The 20,881-nt window shown below is 65.4% G+C and carries 18 protein-coding genes; 9 read left to right on the forward strand and 9 right to left on the reverse strand.

What is annotated here, in order from left to right:
- Positions 1-5: 5 nt before the first annotated feature.
- A complete protein-coding gene (locus tag GA0071312_RS04125) occupies positions 6-803 on the reverse strand; it encodes a M55 family metallopeptidase (protein ID WP_074443717.1) in 798 nt (265 codons plus the stop codon).
- Positions 804-1,026: 223 nt separating this feature from the next.
- Between GA0071312_RS04125 and GA0071312_RS04130 the strand changes: the two genes are divergently transcribed.
- From GA0071312_RS04130 to ribB, 4 genes are all read left to right on the forward strand, one after another.
- Positions 1,027-2,073, forward strand: a complete 1,047-nt coding sequence (locus GA0071312_RS04130) for an ArsJ-associated glyceraldehyde-3-phosphate dehydrogenase (protein WP_074444208.1) — start codon at positions 1,027-1,029, stop codon at positions 2,071-2,073.
- Positions 2,074-2,075: 2 nt separating this feature from the next.
- Entirely contained in the window at positions 2,076-3,320 is a 1,245-nt protein-coding gene (gene arsJ / locus GA0071312_RS04135) for an organoarsenical effux MFS transporter ArsJ (protein WP_074443718.1), read from the forward strand.
- Positions 3,321-3,428: 108 nt separating this feature from the next.
- Positions 3,429-4,547 (forward strand): chorismate synthase, encoded by a 1,119-nt coding sequence (gene aroC / locus GA0071312_RS04140; protein WP_074443719.1) that lies wholly within the window; start codon positions 3,429-3,431, stop codon positions 4,545-4,547.
- Between the two features lie 31 nt (positions 4,548-4,578).
- Complete coding sequence (gene ribB / locus GA0071312_RS04145; protein WP_074443720.1) at positions 4,579-5,652, forward strand: 3,4-dihydroxy-2-butanone-4-phosphate synthase; 1,074 nt, start codon at positions 4,579-4,581, stop codon at positions 5,650-5,652.
- 57 nt (positions 5,653-5,709) lie between these two features.
- Here ribB and GA0071312_RS04150 read toward each other — a convergent pair whose 3' ends face one another.
- Positions 5,710-7,713 carry an acetyl-CoA carboxylase biotin carboxylase subunit gene (locus GA0071312_RS04150; RefSeq protein ID WP_074443721.1) on the reverse strand — a complete coding sequence of 668 codons (2,004 nt, stop codon included), beginning with the start codon at positions 7,711-7,713 and terminating at the stop codon, positions 5,710-5,712.
- A 344-nt stretch (positions 7,714-8,057) separates the two neighbouring features.
- Here GA0071312_RS04150 and GA0071312_RS04160 point away from each other — a divergent pair, with 344 nt between their 5' ends.
- The 4 genes from GA0071312_RS04160 to GA0071312_RS04175 all read left to right on the forward strand — a co-directional run bounded on the left by GA0071312_RS04160 (position 8,058) and on the right by GA0071312_RS04175 (position 12,565).
- The gene (locus GA0071312_RS04160) at positions 8,058-9,380 is read left to right on the forward strand and encodes an aspartate aminotransferase family protein (protein WP_074443723.1); all 1,323 of its coding nucleotides are present in this window, start codon (positions 8,058-8,060) and stop codon (positions 9,378-9,380) included.
- A 75-nt stretch (positions 9,381-9,455) separates the two neighbouring features.
- A complete protein-coding gene (locus GA0071312_RS04165; protein WP_083204383.1) occupies positions 9,456-10,535 on the forward strand; it encodes a GTPase family protein in 1,080 nt (359 codons plus the stop codon).
- Complete coding sequence (locus tag GA0071312_RS04170; RefSeq protein WP_074443724.1) at positions 10,522-12,264, forward strand: GTPase; 1,743 nt, start codon at positions 10,522-10,524, stop codon at positions 12,262-12,264. The genes GA0071312_RS04165 and GA0071312_RS04170 overlap by 14 nt, the downstream gene beginning before the upstream one ends.
- A 109-nt stretch (positions 12,265-12,373) precedes the next feature.
- Positions 12,374-12,565 carry a hypothetical protein gene (locus GA0071312_RS04175; protein WP_074443725.1) on the forward strand — a complete coding sequence of 64 codons (192 nt, stop codon included), beginning with the start codon at positions 12,374-12,376 and terminating at the stop codon, positions 12,563-12,565.
- Between the two features lie 29 nt (positions 12,566-12,594).
- Here the strand turns inward: GA0071312_RS04175 and hppD are convergent, their stop codons facing one another.
- Complete coding sequence (gene hppD / locus GA0071312_RS04180) at positions 12,595-13,710, reverse strand: 4-hydroxyphenylpyruvate dioxygenase (RefSeq protein WP_074443726.1); 1,116 nt, start codon at positions 13,708-13,710, stop codon at positions 12,595-12,597.
- A 33-nt stretch (positions 13,711-13,743) separates the two neighbouring features.
- Positions 13,744-14,235, reverse strand: a complete 492-nt coding sequence (locus GA0071312_RS04185; RefSeq protein ID WP_074443727.1) for a MarR family winged helix-turn-helix transcriptional regulator — start codon at positions 14,233-14,235, stop codon at positions 13,744-13,746.
- A gap of 112 nt (positions 14,236-14,347) precedes the next feature.
- Between GA0071312_RS04185 and hmgA the strand changes: the two genes are divergently transcribed.
- Positions 14,348-15,664 (forward strand): homogentisate 1,2-dioxygenase, encoded by a 1,317-nt coding sequence (gene hmgA / locus GA0071312_RS04190; protein WP_108721794.1) that lies wholly within the window; start codon positions 14,348-14,350, stop codon positions 15,662-15,664.
- Positions 15,665-15,747: 83 nt separating this feature from the next.
- On the opposite strand, the gene GA0071312_RS04195 is transcribed toward hmgA, so the two are convergent.
- From GA0071312_RS04195 to GA0071312_RS04215, 5 genes are all read right to left on the reverse strand, one after another.
- Positions 15,748-16,209, reverse strand: a complete 462-nt coding sequence (locus GA0071312_RS04195) for a Ros/MucR family transcriptional regulator (RefSeq protein WP_074443729.1) — start codon at positions 16,207-16,209, stop codon at positions 15,748-15,750.
- 466 nt (positions 16,210-16,675) lie between these two features.
- Positions 16,676-17,614 carry a ring-cleaving dioxygenase gene (locus GA0071312_RS04200; protein ID WP_074443730.1) on the reverse strand — a complete coding sequence of 313 codons (939 nt, stop codon included), beginning with the start codon at positions 17,612-17,614 and terminating at the stop codon, positions 16,676-16,678.
- Positions 17,615-17,718: 104 nt separating this feature from the next.
- Positions 17,719-19,122 (reverse strand): sensor histidine kinase, encoded by a 1,404-nt coding sequence (locus GA0071312_RS04205; RefSeq protein WP_238947089.1) that lies wholly within the window; start codon positions 19,120-19,122, stop codon positions 17,719-17,721.
- A 205-nt stretch (positions 19,123-19,327) separates the two neighbouring features.
- Positions 19,328-19,873: an adenine phosphoribosyltransferase gene (locus GA0071312_RS04210; RefSeq protein WP_074443731.1), complete on the reverse strand. Its 546-nt coding sequence runs from the start codon at positions 19,871-19,873 to the stop codon at positions 19,328-19,330.
- A 51-nt stretch (positions 19,874-19,924) separates the two neighbouring features.
- Positions 19,925-20,800: an S-methyl-5'-thioadenosine phosphorylase gene (locus GA0071312_RS04215; RefSeq protein ID WP_074443732.1), complete on the reverse strand. Its 876-nt coding sequence runs from the start codon at positions 20,798-20,800 to the stop codon at positions 19,925-19,927.
- Positions 20,801-20,881 lie beyond the last annotated feature (81 nt).

The raw sequence follows: 20,881 nt of genomic DNA on the forward strand, positions 1-20,881 counted from the left end.
CCGTATCAGGTGAGGTAATTCAGGGCACGCAGGATCTCGAAATAATCCTGCGCAGGGAGGCGGATGGTGCGGTCGCCGAGATGTTCGGCACCGGGATACCAGCGATGGCGTTCGGCCAGCAGCGGGTCATTATAGGTAATCTCGAGCACCGGCGATTGCGGCACGGCGAGAAGCTGCCTCTCCCCGCTCCGCGAAAGCGCCTGCGCCGCGCCGGCCTCGATCGCCGCGCAGGCGCCGGCGGGGGTCATCGACAGGGTTGACTGGCCGTAACCCTGCTTGACCGCGCAACGCCCCACTTGCGGCGCCACGTCCGCGATCTCCGCCATCAGCCCGGCATCCCCGCTGACGAAGACCGTCGGCACGCCGAGCATGGCGCCTGCGAGCGCGTGGATCAGGAATTCCGAGGCGCGCCGCCCATCCAGGCGGATTTCGGCGGCAGCGAGGGAGAGTGTATGGGCGAGCGCATTCGCTTCCGATCCCGCCGCTGCGTGATAGCCGATCATCATCAGCGCATCGAAGCTTTCATCGAGCCCCTGCACCATGCACAGCGGATGGCCGGCCCAGGCACGTACGATGCGGATATCGGGGGGCAGCCGGTCGAGGATCAGATTGCGGCCCGAGGCGTGGGCGTCCTTGACGACGACCTCCGTCGCGCCTGCCGCGCGGGCACCCCGGATCGCGGCGAGTGCCTCGTTGGTCATGATCTCGCGGAATTCCGCGTAATCCGCATGCGTGCGCCGCGCCTCGTCCCAATGGGTGATGCCGGCGCAGCCCTCGATATCGACGCTGATGAAGACCTTCATGAAACAGCCCCCCGTTTCAGGCAGCATCGGCCTTGCGCAGGGCCCTGTCGAGCGGCGTGAACGCCGAAAGCCGGAAGGGGCGGATGCACATCGCCATCAGCAACCATCGGCACTCCGGCTGTCATCCGGATGTCACATGCACGCGTCATCGAACGCGCAGGCTCTTTCCATGAATATCGAAAAAGCCTATGCGAAGCATGAGATGGCAAGCGGAGGGACGATCATGCGCGTGGGCATCAACGGCATGGGGCGGATCGGGCGCCTGGTTCTGCGCGCGGCCCTGGGTGCGGCGGAGCGCCCGCAGGACGATCCGCGCCGCGACAACCGGCTCGACATCGTCCATGTCAACGAGATCAAGGGCGGGGCGGAGACGCTCGCGCATCTGATCGCCTTCGATTCGATGCAGGGCCGCTGGCGGTCCGAAATCGCCGGAGACGATGCGCAGGGCGTCATCAGCATCGATGGCAAGCGTATCGGCGTCTCGGCCCATGCCGCGCCCGCAGAAATCCCCTGGGGCGATCTCGGCGTCGATCTCGTCATCGAGGCCACCGGCAAGTTCCTGAAGCGGGAGACGCTGGAAGGCCATTTCGCGCGCGGCGCGAAACGCGTGCTGGTCGCGGCTCCCGTCAAGGACGGCTCGGCGCTCAATCTGGTGATGGGGATCAACGACCATCTCTATGATCCGGGCGAGCACCGCCTCGTCACGGCGGCATCGTGCACGACGAACTGCCTCGCTCCGGTGGTGAAGGTGGTGCATGAGGCGATCGGCATCCGCCACGGCCAGATCACCACGATCCACGATCCCACCAATACCAATCTCGTGGTGGACGGCGTCCACAAGGATCTGCGCCGCGCGCGCTCGGCCATGCTCTCGTTGCAGCCGACGACGACGGGTTCGGCCACTGCGATCGCGCTGATCTATCCCGAACTCGAAGGCAAGCTCGACGGTCATGCCGTGCGCGCTCCGGTGCTCAATGCCTCGCTGACCGATTGCGTCTTCGAGATGGCGCGCGAGACCAGCGCCGAGGAGATCAACGACCTGTTCGCCATCGCCGCTTCCGGCCCGCTCGCGGGGATTCTCGGCTTCGAGGCACGCCCGCTGGTCTCGATCGATTTCGCCGGTGACACCCGCTCCAGCATCATCGACGGGCCGTCCACGCTGGTCACCGACGGCACGCTGTTGAAGATCTATGCCTGGTACGACAACGAGATGGGCTTTTCCTGCCGCATGGTCGATCTCGCCTGCAAGATGCGTGAGGCCGGGATCTGAGCATGAAGACGGGCACCCGCAACTACGCCATCGTCACGGCCTCCTACTGGAGTTTCACGCTGACGGACGGCGCCCTGCGCATGCTGGTGCTGCTGCATTTCTTCAACCTCGGCTATTCTCCCTTCACCCTGGCCTTTCTCTTCCTGCTCTATGAAGCAGCCGGCGTCGTAGCGAATTTCGTCGGCGGCTGGCTCGCCACGCGATTCGGCATCACGCGGATGCTCAGCGTGGGGCTGGTGACGCAGATTACCGGCTTTCTCATCCTCTCCGCCGTCTCGCCGCAATGGAGTGTGGTGCTCTCCGTCGCCTGGGTGGTGGCGGCGCAGGGCGTGTGCGGTGTGGCCAAGGATCTGACCAAGACCGCCTCGAAATCCGCGATCAAGGTGGCGGAGGCCGAGGCCCGCGGTGAGGCGGGGGAGAGTCGGCTCTTCGCCTGGGTCGCCTGGTTCACCGGCTCCAAGAACGCCATGAAGGGTTTCGGTTTCTTCCTCGGCGGCCTGCTGCTCGAGACGCTGGGCTTCCGCCATGCGCTCTACGCCATGGCCGGCGCACTCGCCCTGGTGCTCGTCGCGGTGAGCCTGTCGCTTCCCGCCTTCATGGGCAAGGCGAAGGCGAGCGGGAGCGCCCGGGAGCTTTTCGGCAAGAGCCGCGCCATCAATCTGCTTGCGGCGGCGCGGGTGATGCTGTTTGGCGCGCGCGACGTCTGGTTCGTCGTCGGCTTGCCCGTCTTTCTCTATGCGTCCGGCTGGACCTTCACCATGGTTGGTGGATTCCTGGCTGTGTGGACGATCGGTTACGGCGCGGTGCAGGCGTTCGCGCCGCATCTCGTGCCGCGTTCCGCCGACGGGTTCAGCCGCGAGGTCGGTGCCGCGCGGATCTGGGCGGTGGCGCTCGCGGGTTTGCCCGTCATGATCGCGCTGGCGCTGATCGGCCTCGACCTGCGACCCGACCTGATCCTGGTGACGGGTCTCCTCGTCTTCGGTTTCGCCTTTGCCGTGAATTCCTCGCTGCATTCCTATCTGATCCTCGCCTATGCCGGTTCGAAGAAGGCGGCGGAGGATGTCGGGTTCTATTATGCGGCGAATGCGGCGGGCCGCTTCATGGGCACGCTGCTCTCGGGCCTGCTCTACCAGTATGGCGGAATCCACGCCTGCCTGATCGGCTCCGCCCTCATGCTGACTGCGTGTTTCGCCTTCACGCTCGGTCTGCCGCGCGGACAGGCCGGCCTCTCCGCGCCTGCGGAATGATCGGATTGCGCCTGTTTGCCGGCAGCGGGAGCGATGTTTGCGCGAAAGCGGTTTCTTCGCGGGAGAACATGCTCTAAATACCCCGTTTCGCAATGATCGGGCCCGTCCATGTCCCATAACAGTTTCGGCCATCTGTTTCGCGTCACCACCTTCGGCGAGAGCCACGGGCCGGCTCTCGGCTGCGTGGTTGACGGCTGTCCGCCGCAGATCCCGCTCACCGTCGCGGAAATCCAGGCCGAGCTCGACCGCAGGCGGCCGGGCCAGTCGCGCTTTACCACGCAGCGCCGCGAGCCGGATCAGGTGCGCATTCTCTCCGGCGTGTTCCAGGACGAGCGCATGCCGCAGCAGGTAACAACCGGCACGCCGATCGCGCTGATGATCGAGAATGTCGATCAGCGCTCGAAGGATTACTCCGATATCCGCGACAAGTATCGCCCCGGCCACGCGGACTACCCTTACGATATCAAGTATGGCGTGCGCGATTATCGCGGCGGCGGGCGCTCCTCGGCGCGTGAGACGGCGGCGCGGGTTGCCGCCGGTGCCATCGCCCGCAAGGTCGTGCCGGGTCTGCGCGTGCGCGGTGCGCTGGTGCAGATGGGTCCGCATGCGATCGATCGCGGCAACTGGGACTGGGACGAGATCGCGCGCAACCCGTTCTTCTGCCCCGATGCGCAGGCTGCCGCATTCTACGCCGATTATCTCGACGGCATCCGCAAATCCGGCTCCTCGGTCGGAGCCGTGATCGAGGTCGTGGCCGAGGGCGTGCCGCCGGGTCTGGGTGCGCCGGTCTATGGCAAGCTCGATACCGAAATCGCCGCGGCGCTGATGTCGATCAATGCGGTCAAGGGCGTCGAGATCGGCGCCGGTTTCGCCGCAGCCGCTTTGACCGGCGAGGAAAACGCGGATGAAATGCGCCCCGGCAACGGGGATGCGCCCACCTTCACCAGCAACCAGGCGGGCGGCATTCTCGGCGGCATCTCCACCGGCCAGCCGGTGGTGGCGCGCTTCGCCGTGAAGCCGACTTCCTCGATCCTGACCCCGCGCGCCACGGTGACGCGCGACAATGCCGAGGCCGATATCCTCACCAGGGGCCGTCACGACCCCTGTGTGGGGATTCGCGCCGTTCCCGTCGGCGAGGCCATGCTGGCCTGCATCATCGCCGATCACTATCTCAGACACAGGGGCCAGGTTGGCAAAAGCGCCCCCTGGCCCGCAGGCGGTTCCTGATCGCCCTTCCTCCATACCAATGTGAGCCACCATGCCCCAATCCGTCACAGAAGCCATCGAAGCCTTTGCCGCCGGCGAGATCGTCATCGTCACCGATGACGACGATCGCGAGAACGAAGGCGATCTGATCGTCGCGGCAACGCATTGCACGCCGGAGAAGATGGCCTTCATCATCCGTCATACCTGCGGCATCGTCTGCGCACCGTTGACCCAGAGCGAGGCCCGCCGGCTGCGCCTTGATCCGATGGTGCCTTCCAATGATGCACCGCTCGGCACGGCCTTCACCGTTTCCGTCGATACCCGTCACGGGTTGACCACCGGCATCTCCGCCGAGCAGCGCTGCAACACCGTGCGCGCGCTCGCCAACGGCAATATGGGTGCCGGTGACTTCGTGCGCCCCGGCCATGTCTTCCCGCTGATCGCCAAGGAAGGCGGCGTGCTGATGCGCTCCGGCCATACCGAAGCGGCGGTGGATCTGTGCAGGCTCGCCGGCCTTCCGGAAGTCGGTGTGATCTGCGAGCTCGCCAATGATGACGGCACCGTGATGAAGGGCGAGCAGATCACCGCCTTTGGCGAGAAACACGGCCTCAAGCGCGTCTCCGTGGCCGATCTGATTTCCTATCGGCAGGCGCGGGAGAAGCTCGTCGAGCGGCTCGGCAGTTTCCCGGTCGAGACCAGATATGGCGAGATGACGGCTTATGCCTATGCCACACCCTTCGACGAGGTACAGCATTTCGCACTGGTCCACGGCGCGATGGGCGATGGCGATAACGTGCTCGCGCGGCTGCATCGCGCCAATGTCGTGACGGATATCTTCCAGGGTGGCGCGGGGCTCGATGCGGCTTTGGCGCGGATCGCGCAGGAAGGGCGCGGCGTCGTGGTCTATCTGCGCGAGGGCACGGCGGGTGTGCCGATGACCTCCTTCAAGGAGGATACGACGGGCACCGAGGCGGAGCGCACGCGCACCTGGCGCGAAGTCGGTCTCGGCGCCCAGATCCTGCGTGATCTGGGCGTGAAGTCGATTCGCAATCTCTCGACATCGAAACGCGCCTTCGTCGGCCTCGGCGGGTTCGGGATCGAGATCAAGGGCGTCGAGACGCTCTGACGCCGGATATCGGGCGCGGCGCGGCGGGTTGCGAGACCCGCCGACCTCCCCGGATGCTCAGGCGAATTCCAGAATCACCGCATCGACGGCGAGGCTGTCGCCTTCCTTCGCGACGATCTTCGCGATCGTGCCTTCGCGCTCGGCGCGCAGCACGTTCTCCATCTTCATCGCCTCGACCATGACCAGCGGCTCGCCGATCTTGACCTCCTGGCCCTCGCTCACGAGAAGCGAGCGCACCAGCCCCGGCATCGGGCAGAGCAGCTGCTTGGTGGCGCCGCCATCGCGCTTTTCCGGCATGATCGCGGCAAGATCGGCCTCGCGGCGGGTATAGACCCGCACATCGGAAAAGGCGCCGGCATGCGAGAGCCGCACGCCGTTGAGGAGGGCGCGCACCTGCATCGCCACCGGCGTGCCGTCGATCGTGCCGGCCCAGACCGGATCACCCGGCTTCCAGCCGCTGGCGACGAGGATGCGGGTACCGTCTGCGAAATCCACGGCGAGCTGGCCTTCGGCCTCGCTGATCGTGATGTCGTGGCGTTCGCTGCCCAGCATGACAGAGCGTTCGCGGGTGAAGCGCACCGCCTCATCGGGGCGCATCTGGCCGCTGATGCGGCGCTTGCGCTCGTTGAGCAGGTGATCGATCTGTGCACCCACCGCCGCGATGCGCAGCGCGACGACACCCTCCGGCACGGGCAAGGCGAAACCGTCCGGGAATTCCTCGGCGATGAAGCCTGTCGAGAGCCGTGCCTCGCGCCAGCGCGGATGCGCCATCAGGGCGGAGAGGAAGGGAATGTTGTGGCGGATGCCGTCGATGGCAAACGCATCGAGCGCGCGGGCCTGGGCCTCGATCGCCTGTTCGCGGGTGGGGGCGTGGGTGACGAGCTTGGCGATCATCGGATCGTAATAGATCGAGATCTCACCGCCCTCGGTGACGCCGGTATCATTGCGCACGCTGACACCGTCCATGCCGGAATCCGCCGGCGGGCGGTAGAGCGTGAGCCGACCGGTCGAGGGCAGGAAGCCGCGGGTGGGATCCTCGGCATAGATGCGGCTTTCCACCGACCAGCCGTCGAGCCGGATATCCTCCTGCGCATGACGCAGCTTCTCGCCGGCGGCGACGCGGATCATCTCCTCGACGAGATCGATTCCGGTGATCATCTCGGTGACCGGATGCTCCACCTGCAGGCGGGTATTCATCTCGAGAAAGAAGAAGGACTTGTCCTGGCCGACGACGAATTCGACCGTGCCGGCGGAATCGTAATCCACGGCTTTGGCGAGCGCGACGGCCTGCTCGCCCATCTCGCGGCGGGTTTCCTCGTCGAGCAGCGGGCTCGGGGCCTCTTCGATGACCTTCTGGTTGCGGCGCTGGATCGAGCATTCGCGCTCCGAGACCCAGATCGCATTGCCGTGCTTGTCGCCCAGCACCTGGATCTCGATATGGCGCGGATCGACGATGAACTTTTCCACGAAGACCCGGTCGTCACCGAAGGAGGAGGCGGCTTCCGATTTGGCGCGGGCGAAGCCTTCCGCCACCTCGTCCGCCGAATGGGCGATCCGCATGCCCTTGCCGCCGCCGCCGGCGGAGGCCTTGATCATTACCGGATAGCCGATCTCGTCGGCGATCTGCACCGCGTGTTCGGGGCTCTCGATCACCCCGAGAAAGCCGGGAACCGTCGAGACATTGGCCGTGGCTGCCGCCTTCTTCGATTCGATCTTGTCGCCCATGGCGGCGATGGCGCGCGGATTGGGACCGATGAAGACGATGCCCGCCGCCTTCAGCGCCTCGGCGAAGGCCTCGCGCTCGGAGAGGAAGCCGTAGCCGGGATGTACGGCCTGGGCGCCGGTCTGCTTGCAGGCATCGATGATCTTCTCGATGACGAGATAGGATTCGGCTGCGGCTGCCGGCCCGATATGCACCGCCTCATCCGCCATCTCCACATGCAGCGCGTCGCGATCGGCATCGGAATAGACCGCGACGGTCGCAATGCCCATCCGCTTCGCAGTCTTGATGATCCGGCAGGCGATTTCGCCGCGATTGGCGATGAGAATCTTGTCGAACATGGGCAGACTGAACTCGTGCGGTTGGAACGGGCTGCAAAGGCGAAACTGTCAAGCGTTACGTCCATCATCTCCCGCGCGCTGTCAAGCATGGGTCCGGATCACGAGGCACATCTCCGGGTTGGTGAGCCATGGCGGCACGCATGAGGACCGTGCGTGCATGCGCGCCTGCGCGATCTGCGCGATTTCACGCATGCACCCGCGCGCCCGTCGGATTATGCTCAGGCCATCGCCGACGCGCATGCCATGCTGCCACGAGCCACGCGCAGGCACCCTGCAGCGATGCGGGCGACGAGACTGATACGAGCCGCATCCAACGATCTGCGTGAGATCATCGAGAGACCGACATGACCAGCGTCCTGCATCGCAGCCTGAAAGCCACCTATCCCAGGGCCGCCAGCGGCCACGGCATCCATATCCGCGACACGCAAGGCCGCGATTATATCGACGCTTCCGGCGGCGCGGCGGTCTCCTGTCTCGGCCACATGCATCCCGACGTGCTGAGCGCCATGCGCAAGCAGCTCGAGCAGCTCGAATACGCCCATACCGGCTTCTTCACGACGGAAGTGGCGGAGCAGCTCGGCGATGATCTCGTGGCGCATGCGCCGGAGGGGATGTCGCATGTCTATTTCGTCTCGGGTGGCTCCGAGGCGATCGAGGCGGCCCTGAAGATGGCGCGGCAATATTTCGTCGAGATCGGCCAGCCGCAGCGCGCCCGATTCATCGCCCGCAAGCAGAGCTATCACGGCAATACGCTCGGCGCGCTCGCGGTGGGCGGCAACGAATGGCGCCGGGCCCAGTTCGAGCCGCTCCTCGTCAAGACGCATCACGTCTCCCCGCCCTATGCCTATCGCGACCGCCGCGCCGACGAGAGCGACGCGGAATACGGTGAGCGCCTGGCGCAGGAGCTGGAGGCGATGATCGCCGAGCTCGGGCCGGAGACGATCATCGGCTTCATCGCCGAGACGGTGGGCGGCGCCACTGCCGGAGCGCTCACCGCGCCGGAAGGCTATTACCGGCGCGTGCGCGAGATCTGCGACCGGCACGGCATCCTGCTCATTCTCGACGAGGTGATGTGCGGCATGGGCCGCACCGGCACGCTGCATGCCTGCGAGCAGGAGGGCGTCACCCCCGATCTGATGACCATCGCCAAGGGCATGGGCGGCGGTTACGCGCCGATCGGCGGGGTGCTGGTGCACGAGAAGATCATCGACGCCTTCGCCTCGGGCTCCGGCCTGTTCCAGCACGGCCATACCTATCTCGGCCACCCGGTCGCCTGCGCCGCCTCGCTCGCGGTGCAACAGGTGATCCGCCGCGACAATCTGCTGGAGAATGTGCGCAAGCAGGGCACATATCTGACGCAACGCCTCGAGGCGCGTTTCGGCAATCACCCCCATGTGGGCGATATTCGCGGGCGCGGCCTTTTCCAGGCCATCGAGCTCGTCGCCGACCGCTCCTCGAAGGAGACCTTCGACCCGGCCCGCAAGGTGCATGCGCAGATCAAGCAGGAGGCCATGGCGCGCGGCCTGATCTGCTATCCGATGGGCGGCACCATCGACGGCATCCACGGCGATCACGTCCTCCTCGCCCCTCCCTTCATCGTCACCGAGGCCGATATCGACGCCATCGTCGAGCGCCTCGGTGACGCGGTGGATGCGGTGGTCGGCTGAGGCCGGCGTGACGCCGATTGCGCCGGGCCCGCGCAGACACTAGATTCCGGCTTCAACGAGGCGAATGGATCGGTCGTGCGGGATTATATCGGGCGCATCTTGCGCAAGGGCGCGGCAGTTTCGCCGCCGGTGATCGAAGGCCAGGCGGTTCCGACGCCGACCCTGTGGCTGCTCGGCAAAACCGGGGCGGGCAAGTCGTCGCTGGTGCGCGCACTGACGGGCGAGGCGGATATCGGCGAGGGTTTTGCGCCCTGCACCCGCACGGCCATGGCCTATGATTATCCGGCAGAGCACCCGGTGCTGCGCTTTCTCGATACGCGCGGCATCGGCGAGGCCGGCTATGACCCGCAGGAGGATCTTGCGCAAGCCGAACGCGGCAGCCATGCCCTTGTCGTCGTGGCGCGGCTGGACGATCCGGTACAGGGCGCGGTGGCCGACATCCTGCGTGAATTGCGCCGCCGCCGCGCCGCTCTTCCCGTGCTGATTGCGCATACCGGCGCCGATCTCGCCGAGAGCAATGCCATGCGCGCCCGCGCACAGGCGGCCACGCAGTCGCGTTTCGAGGAGGCAGCGGGTGCCGCGCTGCCCGCCGTGACCCTCGCGCTTCCCGCCGGCGAGGCCACCGGTAAAGGGCTCGACGAGCTGCGTGCGGCGTTGGCGGGTCTCTTGCCGGAAGCGGCGCTGCTGATCATGCGCGAAGGCGCGCGCGACGCGGAATCTGCGCGCTTTGCCGAGATCAAGCCTCTGGTGATGTGGTATGCCGGTGCGGCGGCTGCGAGCGATGTCGCCCCGGTGATCGGTGCCGTCGGCGTCCCCGCGATTCAGGGCGCGATGCTCCACGCCATGGCCGGTCGCTACGGTGTCCCCTGGACCACGCAACGCGCCGGTGCCTTCGCCGGGGCGCTCGGCTCGGGCGCGCTGATGCGCTTTGCCGGATCCCATGCGGCCCGCCAGGTGGCGAAGCTCGTCCCCGTGGTCGGACAGACACTCGGTGCGGCGAGTGCGGCGGCGATCAGCTTCGCCACCACCTTCGCGCTCGGGCGTGCAGCGGCCTACTGGCTCGACCGCGAATCGCGCGGTGAGCGGGCGAGCGCGGCGGATCTGCGCCGTCTCTACGAGGAAGCCTTCGCGAGGGCGCGCGATGCAGCTGGCTGAGCGCCTGCGCCGGGCCTATCTGCGCTGGAGCCGCCTCGGCGCCGCCGGGCTGCTCGTCCTGCCCTTCGCCGCGACCTCGCTCCTCGGCTTTCTCTGGCTGCATGAACGGGGCATGCTGCTCTGGTTCGTGCTCGGCTGTGTCGCCCTCGCCACGCTGATCTGGAGCGGACGGCTCGGGCTCGCCTGGCAGTATCGGCGCCGGGAGCGTGGAAAGGCGCGTGCGCAGGGCGAAGCGCGTGCGCAGGGTGAAGCACGCGAAGCATCGCAGGATGGCGATGCGGGGGCCGGTCTGCGCGAACGGCTCGCTCATCCTCCGATCGATCCGGAATGGAGCGCGCGCGAGACCGCAATCTACGAGGCCTCGCGCGCCGCCATCGCCGAGCGCCTGACCGCGCCGGTCGCGTGGGAGGCGCTCCCCGAACAAGCCGTCGCCGTGGTCGAGGACGTCGCCGCGCGCATGTCTGACGGCAAGCGCGGCGCGCTCGATTTCACCCTGCCGGAGGCGCTGTTGCTGATCGACCGGGTCGCGCTGCGCTACCGGGAGTTCCTGCGCAGCCACGTGCCGTTCTCCGATCAGCTCTCGATGCGCGCGGTACACTGGCTCTGGAGCCGGCAGGATCAGGCGCGCACGGTCTGGAAATACGGCTATCTCGCCTATCGCGGCCTGAGGCTCGCCTTCAACCCGCCGGTGGGCGTGCTGCGTGAGATCGAGCGCGCCGCGACTGCCGGCCTGCAGGACCGGCTCAGCGATCAGGTGGTGCGCGATGCGCAGGCGATCCTGCTGGAGGAGGTCGCGCAGGCGGCGGTCGATCTCTATTCCGGGCGCCTGAAATTCTCCGATGCCGAGCTGATCGAGATCCAGCTCGGCTCCGAATTGCGTGATCGCAACAGCCTCGCGCGGCCCGACGACCCGGTGCGGATCATCGTGGTGGGGCAGGTCTCGGCGGGCAAGTCGACGCTGATCAACGCGCTGGCCGGTGACGGCCCTGCGGAGACCGATCTCGCCCCGACCACGGACCGGCTGACGGCGCACGCGATCGAGATCGACGATATTCCCTGCCGCCTCGTCGATACGATGGGGCTCGACGGCTCGGCAAGCGTTCAACAGACGCTGGCGCAGGAAATCGCCGAGGCGGACATGGTGCTGTGGGTGCTGCGCGCCAATCGCCCGGGACGCGCCGTCGACATCGCCCTGCGCGACGCCGTGATGGCGTATTTCGCCGAAGATGCAGCGCGCCGGCTTGCGCCGATCATCCCGGTGGCGACGGCGGCGGATGCGCTGTTGCCGGATTGGCCCTATACCGAAAACCGCCTGCCCGAGGCGGCACAGGCCGTGATCGGGAAGGCAATCGTGGCTTTGCGCGCCGATTTCGCCGGAAAGCTCGGCGACATGCCGCCGATCCCGGTCTGCGCGCGGGCGCCGTCATGGAACCTCGATACCCTGCATAACGCCATTGCCGGCCAGCTCGGCGAAGCTTTGATGACGCAGCGCAATCGCCGGCGTCTGGGAAGTCCCCAAGGGCTGCGTTTCGGCGAGAATCTGGGCCGCGCCGGACGCGGTGTCGCCAAGGGCTTCAAGGTCTTCGGCGGGCGCTTGTGGCAGGCCGCGCGCAATCCGAAGGAGGATCTTGCGGCACCGGTGCCGCAGACCACGCCACAGTCCGCGCCGCAGCGCCCGGTATCGCCCGCAAATTCCGGGACGAAGCCCGGTTCTGACGGTAAATCCTGAGGGCGCATTCGTCAGAGCTCCGCGCGAATACGCATCAAGCGCGTAACGCAATGGCAAGCACTGTTGCGCGAAGATGGGATCTCGCCATTGATCTCAGCGAGGTATTGGCATGGATGCGCTTTTCGCAATGCTGCGTGAAAACAGTTTCTTCTTTCTCGCGGCAGGTGCGTGTGCGGGCATCATGGTGATCCTGCACGCCTTCGGTCTGCTCGGGCACTGGTATCTGGCATGGTGCGGGGGCGATCACGGGGCCCAGGGCAGCGGCGGTACCGATGGCGGGGATTGCGGCGGGGGCGACTGAACGCCCCGCGCCGCCGCTTCGCGCGCTGATCAGCCCGCATCTTCCCTGATCACGCCACGGCGGATCTGGTCTTCCTCGATCGATTCGAAGAGCGCCTTGAAATTGCCCTCGCCGAAGCCGTCATCCCCCTTGCGCTGGATGAATTCGAAGAAGATCGGTCCGACCACGGTCTTCGAGAAGCGCTGCAGCAGGCATTTCGTATAGCCGCCTTCGACCACACCCTCGCCGTCGATGAGGATGCCGTTCTTCTGCAGGCGCTCCAGCGATTCGCCATGCTTGGGCAGGCGCTTGTCAATGCGCGCATAATAGATGTCGTTGGGTGCGGGCATGAATTCGAGCCCGCTCTCGGTCAGCGTCTCGATCGAGCGATACAGATCCGTCGAGCCCAGCGCCACATGCTGGATACCCTCGCCCTTGTACTGGTCGAGATATTCCTGGATCTGGCCGGATTCGCCGGCATCCTCGTTGATCGGGATGCGGATTTTATTATCCGGGCTGGTCATGGCGCGCGAATGCAGGCCGGTCAATTTGCCGGCAATGTCGAAATAGCGGATCTGGCGGAAATTGAACAGCCGCTCGTAGAACTCTGCCCACTCGTTCATGCGTCCGCGATGCACGTTATGCGTCAGGTGGTCGATATAGTGCAGGCCCACACCTTCCGGATGCGGATCGCGTTCGCCGAGCCATTCGAAATCGACATCGTAGATCGAGCCCTTCGCGCCGTAGCGATCGACGAGATAGATCTGCAAGCCGCCGATCCCCTCGATGGCGGGGATGTTGAGTTCCATCGGCCCGACCTGCGTCTGCGCCGGTTTGGCGCCAAGCGAAAGCGCGCGCTCATAGGCGTGGCGCGCATCAACGACGCGAAACGCCATGGCCGGCGCAGAGGGTCCGTGCTTCTGGGCGAATTTCGCGGCGAAGCTCTCGGGTTCCGCGTTGAGGATGAAGTTGATGTCGCCCTGACGGTAGAGCGTGACGTTTTTTGAGCGGTGCCGCGCCACGGCAGTAAAGCCCATCACCTTGAACAGGCGGTCGAGCGCATCCGGATCGGGATGGCAGAATTCGACGAATTCGAATCCGTCCGTGCCCATGGGATTGTCCTCGGAAATCTCCGGGGGTGGGGCATCGTGGGGGAAAGGACCCATTGGTTCCTCCTGTTCTGATGGGTGCCCGGGCGTTCAGGCGTCCGGGTCCGGATCGGGTGCGAGGTTGCGCGTATGCGCGTCGAGCTTCTCGATCAGCCGGATGAATTCCGCGCGCTCGCCCGGTGCGAAAGCCGCGGTGATCTCTTCCTCGAAGCTGCGTGCCTGCGGCACGACGGCTTCGTAGATGGCCCGGCCTTCTTCCGTGAGGCGCAGATGCTCCTCGCGCATGTCGAAGGCATTGGGCTCCTTGCGCAGAAGTCCGCGCTCGACCAGCGCTGTCACCGCGCGCGATACCGTCGATTTATGCATCATGCCGTGCCGCGCGATGTCGCGCGCGGTCCGCACCGGATACTGGCCGAGCGTGGCAATGACCCGCCATTGCGGAATGGTGAGCTGGAAGCGCTCGGCATAGATGCGTGCCAGCGCATTCGATGTGCGCGCCGAGAGAATGACCAGCCGGTAAGGCAGGAATTCTTCCAGCTTGAGCAAGGTCCGGCTATCATTGGCCGCTGCGGAAACCGACATGCGCCCTCGCAGGGGTTCGTTGACAGTGCAACCAATCTGCCACAGAATTCGTTCCACAAGCAACCAAATTCTGTCCGGCGCCAGCGCGGGCCGGCGCGAGGGGAGGTCCATCATGGCAGCACGCTACATGTCCGGATTCGGCAACAGCTTCGAGACCGAGGCCCTGCCGGATGCATTGCCGATCGGGCGCAATTCACCGCAGAAATGCAATTACGGCCTCTATGCCGAGCAGCTTTCAGGATCGCCCTTCACCGCGCCGCAGGCGACCAACCAGCGCTCGTGGCTCTACCGCATCCGCCCGACGGTGAAGCATTCGGGGCGCTATCGCAAGGTCGACAAGCGTCATCTGCGCACCGCGCCCTGCCGCGAGGATGCCGATACGCCGATCGGCCAGATGCGCTGGAGCCCGGTGCCGATGCCCGACGAGAAGATCAGCTTCGTCGAAGGTCTGTGCACGGTGACGACGGCGGGCGACGCGGATACCCAGGTCGGCATGGCCGCGCATCTGCTGTTCGTCACCCGCGCCATGCAGGACGAGTATTTCTTCAACGCCGATGGCGAATTGCTGATCGTGGCGCAGGAGAATCGCTTGCGCCTGTGTACGGAGTTCGGCGTGATCGAGATCGAGCCCGGCGAGATCTGCATCATCCCGCGTGGCGTCATCTTCCGCACCGAGCTCGTCGACGGGCCGGCACGGGCTTATGTCTGCGAGAATTACGGCGGCGCCTTCACCCTGCCGGATCGCGGGCCGATCGGGGCCAATTGCCTGGCCAATCCGCGCGACTTCCTCACGCCGGTTGCCGCATACGAGGATCGCGAGGTGCCCTCGAAGCTCTATGTGAAATGGGGCGGCGAGCTCTATCTCTCCGAGATCGGCCAGTCCCCGCTCGATGTGGTGGCCTGGCACGGCAATTACGCGCCCTACAAATACGATCTGCGGCATTTCTCGCCGGTGGGTGCGATTTCCTTCGATCATCCCGACCCGTCGATCTTCACGGTGATGACCGCGCCGTCGGAGACGCCGGGTACGGCCAATATCGACTTCGTCATCTTCCCAGAGCGCTGGATGGTGGCGGAGAACACCTTCCGCCCGCCCTGGTATCACCGCAACATCATGTCGGAATTCATGGGGCTGATCTACGGTGTCTACGACGCCAAGCCGGAGGGCTTCACCCCGGGCGGGTTCAGCCTGCACAATTGCATGCTGCCGCACGGACCCGACGAACAGGCCTTCGAAACCGCCTCCAACGGCGAGTTGAAACCCGTCAAGCTCACCGGCACCATGGCCTTCATGTTCGAGACGCGCTTCCCCCAGCGGATCACGCGCTATGCGGCGGATCTGCCGGAATTGCAGGAGAATTACATCGATTGCTGGGACGGGCTGAACAAGCATTTCGACCCCGACCGCAAGGATCCGTGGGATCGCTGAGCGCATGACAGGCACAAACCCTGCAAAAAAGGCCGCCCCGGACAGGGCGGCCTCTTCGATTCAGGCAGTATGCCTTGCGCGATTCACGCAACCTTGCGCGAACGCCGTCCGCGCGGGGCGGTTTCGCCCTCCGGCGCCTTGCGACGCTGGGCGCCGAGACCCATGGCCTTGGCCAGCTCGGAACGGGCCGAGGCGTAATTCGGTGCAACCATCGGATAATCCGCCGGCAGGCCCCATTTGGCGCGATATTCTTCCGGCGTCATGTCGTATTTCGTGCGCAGATGGCGCTTGAGCGACTTGAACTTCTTGCCGTCTTCAAGACAGATGATGAAGTCCGGCGTGATGGACTTCTTGACCGGCACGGCCGGAACCGGCGCTTCGACCTGCTCTTCCTGGGCGCCTGTGGCGATTTTCTGCAGCGAGCCGTGCACGGCCTCGATCAGGCCCGGAAGCTCGGCCGTAGGCAAAGAATTGTTGCTGACGTAAGCAGATACGATTTCGACCGCCAGCTCGATATGGGCGTTGTCCTGCGCCGTTTCACTCATCGTTACGAACCTCTTTCAAAGTTAGACCCATGTTCATTTACCGGTTATCAACCGATGGGTGATGTTGCGCTGTCAAACAAGGCTTGAATCAGCGCGAATTGACATGTTGCTCCGACAAGTATGTCAAAAAATATTTTTCATCAAGAGGAGTAAAATAAAAATCTCTTGAAATTTTCCATCATGGCCATGCTCTGCCGTAGTAAATTGACTGATCCCAAACTCAGACCGTCCGGCTCCAAGCGTCGCGACGCCCTTGTTTGCAAGGAATTCATTGTCGCATGCGCTGAAGCGCAGATATTTCCCACGCCTTGAAAATTCAAATCGCGCTTTGCGGTATCGCGCGAAGCAGTGTCGTCGTGACGACAAGCAAAACGCCCCGGAAGCTTGCCGCTCCGGGGCGTGGAGAATCATTGCGACAGGCGGGTGCCCGTTGTCGGATAAAATGATGCGCCGAATCAGCCGCTGGTCACAAGGGTTTCAGCCCGGCCTCGATCTGCGTGCGGCGCTCTTCCAGAAAGGGTGGCAGGGCGAGGCGCTCGCCGAGTGTCTCCATCGGCTCGTCGACATCGAAACCGGGACCATCGGTCGCGATTTCGATGAGGATGCCGTTCGGCTCGCGGAAATACAGCGAGCGGAAGTAATGGCGGTCGACCGGCCCGCTCGAGGGCAGCCGAAGCGCGGCGAGGCGCTGGGCCCAGGCCTCGTATTGCGCGCGATCGGGCGTGCGGAAGGCGATATGGTGGACGCCGCCCGCCCCCTGGCGCGCCGGCGGCAGATCGGGCTCGGCGACGCGTTGCACTTCCGCATCCGGCCCGCCCGCGCCCATCTCGTAGACCTGCACCTTGCGCCCGTTTTCCTCGAATGCGCGCACCGGGCGCATGTCCAGAACCCGCGTCAGCACGAGATCCGTCGGCGCCGGATCGGGTACGCTCAGGGTGATCGGGCCGAGCCCCCGGATCTGGAATTGCGCCGGTACCGGGCTTCTCTCCCAGAGCGCGCCGGCTCCCGCGCCGCCGTCATCGACCAGGCTCAGGCGCTGGCCCTCGGGATCCGCGAAATCGAGGCTTTCGCGCCCGTCGCGGGTGATGATGCCGCCATGCTGCACATTGTGCTCGTCGAAGCGCCCGAGCCAGTATTCCAGCGCCGCGCGCCCGGTGACGCGCAAGGCAGTGCGGGTGATGGCCCGGGTCCCGCGCTCCTCGCGCGGCACGGGCCATTCGAAGAAGGTAATGTCGCTGCCGGGGCTGGCGCGCCCGTCACCGTAGAACAGGTGATAGGCGGAGGTGTCGTCCTGGTTCACGGTCTTCTTGACGAGGCGCATGCCGAGCACCTGCGTGTAGAAGGCGTGGTTGCCCGGCGCATCCGCCGATATCGCGGTGAGGTGATGGATTCCGGTGAGTTGCATGACGGTTCACTCCTGCTGTCATCATGCAGGAAAACTTGCGCATTCGCAAAACACAACGCCAGAGCCGCAAGGTCAACTCGTCAGGAATGCAAGGTCGATCGTGATCAATGCGCTGGTTGCGCAGCGCGCTCCGCCGCCGCATCCGGCAGTGTCACGGTAAACAAGGCCCCTTCGCCCGGTTCGCTCTCGATGCTCAGCCGCCCGCGATGGCGCGCCACGATATGCTTGACGATGGCGAGGCCCAGTCCGGTACCGCCCTTCTTGCGACTCGTCGCGATATCGGCCCGGTAGAAGCGCTCGGTGAGACGCGGCAGGTCGTCGCGTGCGATGCCGGGACCGTAATCACGGATATTCAGGGTCCAGGCCCGCCCCGCCGCTTCCGGGGGCGTGAGGGCGATATCGACGCGCCCGCCGGAGCCGCCGTATTTCACCGCATTCTCGACGAGGTTCTCCACGAGCCGCAGCAACTCGTCGCGATCACCGCAGACCATGGCGGGGCCATCGGGAAAGCTCTGGTTAAAGACCACACCCTCCTCCTTCGCCAGTGGTGCGAGCGTGTCGAGGATCTGGCGGATCACCGGCATCAGGTCGATCGCCTCCGTCGGTGCCAGATGGGCGCGCAGTTCGATGCGCGAGAGAGACAGCAATTCGTCGATCAGCCGCGTCATGCGCAGGGCCTGTTCGCGCATGATGGCGAGAAAGCGCGCGCGCCCCTGCGGATCATCACGGGCCGGGCCTTCAAGCGTCTCGATGAAGCCGAGCACGGAGGAGAGCGGGGTACGCAATTCATGGCTGACATTGGCAATGAAATCGACGCGCATGCGCTCGATCCGGTGTGCATTGGTGAGATCGCGAAAATACAGCATCACCGCTTCCTCGTCCTGCTCCGATCCGGAGGCGATGTCGAGCGGGCCGAGCAGCAATTCGAAGGCCCGCTCGGTGGGCAGGCGCTGGGTATAGCTCACCCGGGTCGGCGCGCGGGTGCGCAGGACCTGCTCGATCCCGCCCAGCACTTCCGGCGCGCGCAGGGCATAGGCGATCGGCGCACGACGGCGCATGGCGGGAAAGAGATTCTGTGCTGCGGAATTGGCTTCGCGCACGCGCGCCGCGCGATCGACGAGAATCACCGGATCGGGAATATTGGCCAGCAGAGCCTCTGCGACGGCAATCCGCTGATCGGCGGAAACGCGCAGGCGTTTGCGGGTCTTGCGTGCGCGGGTCACGGCAATGGCGAGGGCCAGTGCCGTTGCAGCAGCAGCCACGGTGAGAAGAATCCAGCTGAACCCGTAGAACAATGTCGCAGTCGCGACCAGCGCCGCGCTCGCCACCGCCGCACCGATCGCCGCGCCGCGCCAGGCCGCGCGTTCCAGCGCGCGTGTATCGAATCCGCCGGAATCCGCGCCGGTCGCGGGCCCGTCAGCGCCATTGCTCCGCCCGACCGTGCCGGAAGGCAGGAAGGGTGGCGGCGTATACTGGTTCATCGGCTCACCCGGTTCCCGTTCGTGCATGCCGGTTCCCCGCCTCGTCGCTATCCGGATTCACCTGCGCGTATCACCGCACAGGCAAGCCGAAGAGGCAAACGTGATTCGGGGGGCGAGTATGCAACGATGAAACCACGGCGATACGACAGTATTGCGACAATCGCCGGCAATCCGCGGGAAATCGTCATGATTGTCATCATGGCGTCATCCCGCGCGCCTGGTGCAGGCCGGGTCAGTGTCCTTCATAGGATATCAGCGTGCGCACCTCGACATCCATCGCCCGCAGCCGCTCAGCGCCACCGAGTTCCGGTAGGTCGATGATGAAGCAGGCCGCGACGATCTCCGCACCGAGCCCGCGCAGGAGCTTCACAGCCGCTTCCGCCGTACCGCCCGTGGCGACGAGATCATCGACGAGGACCACCTTCTCGCCGGCGACGAGCGCATCGGCATGCATCTCGATCTCGTCGGTGCCGTATTCGAGCGCATAGGCGACGCTCACCGTGCGATGGGGAAGCTTGCCTTTCTTGCGGATCGGCACGAAGCCGGCGGAGAGCTGATGCGCCACCGCGCCGCCCAGGATGAAGCCGCGCGCCTCGATCCCGGCGATCTTGTCGACCTTGCCGCCGACATAGGGGTGCACCAGCGCATCCACCGCCCGGCGAAAGGCGCCGGCATCGCCGAGAAGGGTGGTGATGTCGCGAAACATGATTCCCGGCTTGGGATAATCGGGAATGGTACGCACGGCATTCTTGAGGGCGGCTTCGAAGCTCGGATCCATTTCGCTTCCTCTTTCGCGGGTGGTCTGTTTCAGCAATGGCGACGTGCCGGTTCAGCCTTGCAGGACGCGCCCGGCGACGGCGTCGAGCTTGCCCATCAGCTCCGGATCGCGCGCCTCCGGGGCGGTGATGATCGCCACCTCGAGAGCATTGTGCGAGCCGTTCGGACAGGGCTCGCGCTCGGTGGGGAAATCGCGGGCCATCCGCGCCACGAGCCGCGCGGCGTTCTCGGCATTGGCGCGCAGCACCTTGACCACGGCGGCGACATCGACCGCGTCGTGACCGTCATGCCAGCAATCGTAATCGGTAACCATCGCGACGGTGGCATAGGTGATCTCGGCCTCGCGGGCGAGCTTGGCCTCGGGCATGTTGGTCATGCCGATTACATCGTAGCCGAGATTCTTGTAGGTCACGGATTCCGCATAGGACGAGAATTGCGGCCCCTCCATGCAGACATAGGTGCCGTTCTTCACATGGGCGATGCCCTCCGCCTCGGCGGCGGCGGCGAGGCGCGCCTGCAGGGCGGAGCCCACCGGGTGTGCCATCGAGACATGCGCCACACAGCCCTTGCCGAAAAAGGAGGATTCGCGCTTGTGGGTACGGTCGACGAACTGGTCGACGAGAACGAACAGACCCGGATGCAGCGCCTCGCGAAACGAGCCGCAGGCCGAGAGCGAGACGATGTCGGTCACGCCGGCGCGCTTCATCGCGTCGATATTGGCGCGGTAGTTGATATCCGAGGGCGAGACCTTGTGGCCGCGCCCGTGGCGGGGCAGGAAAACGATCTGCGTCTGGCCGATGCGGCCGAAGCGCAATGCATCGGAAGGCTCGCCCCAGGGCGAGGCGATGTGCTCCTCGCGCACATCCTCCATTCCGGGCAGGTCGTACACACCCGAACCCCCGATCACCCCCAGTACCGCCTTCGCCATCACCGCTCTCCCTCGCTGCGTGGAATGCCTTCATTTGCCTGCAAATGCCCGGCTTCGCAAGGCCGGGACCGCGCAAGCCCG

The sequence above is a fragment of the Saliniramus fredricksonii genome (genome assembly GCF_900094735.1).
GTDB lineage: Bacteria > Pseudomonadota > Alphaproteobacteria > Rhizobiales > Beijerinckiaceae > Saliniramus > Saliniramus fredricksonii.

Excerpts from the sequence above, each read along its gene's own strand:
- GA0071312_RS04125 (WP_074443717.1), bottom strand. The coding sequence starts at position 803 with ATGAAGGTCTTCATCAGCGTCGATATCGAGGGCTGCGCCGGCATCACC.
- GA0071312_RS04130 (WP_074444208.1), top strand. The coding sequence starts at position 1,027 with ATGCGCGTGGGCATCAACGGCATGGGGCGGATCGGGCGCCTGGTTCTG.
- arsJ (WP_074443718.1), top strand. The coding sequence starts at position 2,076 with ATGAAGACGGGCACCCGCAACTACGCCATCGTCACGGCCTCCTACTGG.
- aroC (WP_074443719.1), top strand. The coding sequence starts at position 3,429 with ATGTCCCATAACAGTTTCGGCCATCTGTTTCGCGTCACCACCTTCGGC.
- ribB (WP_074443720.1), top strand. The coding sequence starts at position 4,579 with ATGCCCCAATCCGTCACAGAAGCCATCGAAGCCTTTGCCGCCGGCGAG.
- GA0071312_RS04150 (WP_074443721.1), bottom strand. The coding sequence starts at position 7,713 with ATGTTCGACAAGATTCTCATCGCCAATCGCGGCGAAATCGCCTGCCGG.
- GA0071312_RS04160 (WP_074443723.1), top strand. The coding sequence starts at position 8,058 with ATGACCAGCGTCCTGCATCGCAGCCTGAAAGCCACCTATCCCAGGGCC.
- GA0071312_RS04170 (WP_074443724.1), top strand. The coding sequence starts at position 10,522 with ATGCAGCTGGCTGAGCGCCTGCGCCGGGCCTATCTGCGCTGGAGCCGC.
- GA0071312_RS04175 (WP_074443725.1), top strand. The coding sequence starts at position 12,374 with ATGGATGCGCTTTTCGCAATGCTGCGTGAAAACAGTTTCTTCTTTCTC.
- hppD (WP_074443726.1), bottom strand. The coding sequence starts at position 13,710 with ATGGGTCCTTTCCCCCACGATGCCCCACCCCCGGAGATTTCCGAGGAC.
- GA0071312_RS04185 (WP_074443727.1), bottom strand. The coding sequence starts at position 14,235 with ATGTCGGTTTCCGCAGCGGCCAATGATAGCCGGACCTTGCTCAAGCTG.
- hmgA (WP_108721794.1), top strand. The coding sequence starts at position 14,348 with ATGGCAGCACGCTACATGTCCGGATTCGGCAACAGCTTCGAGACCGAG.
- GA0071312_RS04195 (WP_074443729.1), bottom strand. The coding sequence starts at position 16,209 with ATGAGTGAAACGGCGCAGGACAACGCCCATATCGAGCTGGCGGTCGAA.
- GA0071312_RS04200 (WP_074443730.1), bottom strand. The coding sequence starts at position 17,614 with ATGCAACTCACCGGAATCCATCACCTCACCGCGATATCGGCGGATGCG.
- GA0071312_RS04205 (WP_238947089.1), bottom strand. The coding sequence starts at position 19,122 with ATGCACGAACGGGAACCGGGTGAGCCGATGAACCAGTATACGCCGCCA.
- GA0071312_RS04210 (WP_074443731.1), bottom strand. The coding sequence starts at position 19,873 with ATGGATCCGAGCTTCGAAGCCGCCCTCAAGAATGCCGTGCGTACCATT.
- GA0071312_RS04215 (WP_074443732.1), bottom strand. The coding sequence starts at position 20,800 with ATGGCGAAGGCGGTACTGGGGGTGATCGGGGGTTCGGGTGTGTACGAC.